This window comes from Azonexus sp., assembly GCF_036170495.1.
GTDB lineage: Bacteria > Pseudomonadota > Gammaproteobacteria > Burkholderiales > Rhodocyclaceae > Azonexus.
This window is the reverse complement of the sequence record NZ_JAVHPH010000022.1, coordinates 5,267-7,009: the sequence shown is the minus strand read 5'-3', so window position 1 is coordinate 7,009 and position 1,743 is coordinate 5,267. Positions and strand designations below refer to the sequence as shown.

General features: G+C 60.2%; 2 protein-coding genes. Both read left to right on the top strand.

Features of this window, described 5'->3' with window-relative positions; all coding sequences use genetic code 11:
• The first annotated feature begins 102 nt into the window (after positions 1-102).
• A complete protein-coding gene (gene gap, locus ADADOO_RS01020; protein ID WP_511274305.1) occupies positions 103-1,131 on the top strand; it encodes a type I glyceraldehyde-3-phosphate dehydrogenase in 1,029 nt (342 codons plus the stop codon).
• 76 nt (positions 1,132-1,207) lie between these two features.
• Positions 1,208-1,630 (top strand): hypothetical protein, encoded by a 423-nt coding sequence (locus ADADOO_RS01015; protein WP_511274304.1) that lies wholly within the window; start codon positions 1,208-1,210, stop codon positions 1,628-1,630.
• Positions 1,631-1,743: the final 113 nt, after the last annotated feature.

The following is a 1,743-nucleotide window of genomic DNA, read 5'->3' as shown; positions in this document are numbered from 1 at the left end:
CCGGCCGGCCAGCTGTTCGACCTGTTCGGTTTCACCGTCGCCAACGTCGTCAAGACGGCCAAGGCGCTGTTGTCCTGATTTTCAAGAGAGGGAGTTAGTTTCATGGCTATCAAGGTTGCTATCAACGGTTTTGGTCGTATCGGTCGCTGCACGCTGCGCGCCATTTACGAGCAGGGTCTGCAAAATGAATTCGACGTCGTCGCCATCAACGCTGCCGGCGACCTGAAGACCAACGCGCACCTGCTCAAGTACGACACCACGCACGGCCGTTTCCGCACCAGCGTCGACACCGAAGGTGAAAACTGCATCATCATTGATGGCAAGAAGATCGCCTTCTACTCGACCAAGAACCCGAAGGACATCAACTGGGCCGACCACGGCGTTGATATTGTTCTCGAATGCACCGGCGCCTACACCTCCAAGGCCAAGGCCCAGCCGCTGCTCGAACAGGGCGCCAAGCGCGTGCTGATCTCCGCCCCGGGTGGCGACGATGTCGATGCAACCATCGTCTATGGCGTCAATGATGGCATCCTGAAGGCCGACATGACCGTCGTCTCGAACGCTTCGTGCACGACCAACTGCCTGGCTCCGGTCGCCAAGATCCTGTCCGACAACATCGGCATCAAGCAGGGCCTGATGACCACCATCCACGCCTACACCAACGACCAGGTCACCGTCGACGTCCGTCACAAGGACCTGCGCCGCGCCCGCGCCGCTGCCGCCAACATCATCCCGACCAAGACCGGCGCGGCCGCCGCCGTCGGTCTGGTGCTGCCGCAACTCAAGGGCAAAGTCGATGGTTTCGCCCTACGTGTGCCGACCATCAACGTTTCGCTGGTCGACCTGACCTTCACCGCCGGCCGCTCGACCACCAAGGAAGAAATCAACGCCTTGATGACCGCCGCCGCCAACGGCCCGCTCAAGGGCGTACTGGACGTCAACAACGACCCGCTGGTCTCCTCCGACTTCAACCACACCACCGTTTCTTCCACCTTCGATGCGACGCAGACCCGCGTCATTCAGGGCGAAGACGGCAGCACGCTGGTCAAGGTTCTGGCCTGGTACGACAACGAGTGGGGTTACTCCTGCCGCATGCTCGACGCGGCCCGCGCCTGGATGGCCGCCAAGTAAGCCGTTTGTTTCAAAAAAGGGGCCGCAAGGCCCCTTTTGTTTCACCCCCAACCGTTTGACTTTCGGAGGAATCAAGATGCACAAAACGCACCGTATTACCTTCCTGGCCGCCATCGCCGCGCTGTTCTTGACCACGACCGCCTTCGCGGCCGATGAGGAGCCGGGCAACAAAGAAGAGGCCGCTGAAGCCGTGATCGTCGGCAATCCGCCGGCTGACTCGCCATTCGGCAAACTCAAGATCGGCATGAAATACGAAGAAGTCATCGCCATCGTCGGCAAACCGACCAGTGAATCAAGCTGGTGCACCGGCAAACAGAACATTCCCTTCTATTTCGGCGACGATCGCGGCCGGGCCGAAGCCCACTTCAAGGGCTTGGGCAAGCTTGATTTCAATGCCACCGTCTCGATGTACCCCTTCCGCATCTGCAAGGGCAACGCCCCGCTCGATCTGGTTTATATCGAGTACAACCCCGAGGCTACCGGCGAATCGCCGAAATAAGCCTTCACGGAACGCGACCGACACGTCATGCCTCTGCGTCTTGCCATCAACGGTTATGGCCGTATCGGTCGCTGCTTTCTGCGCGCGCTGCAGGAATCCAGCGTCGCCCACGA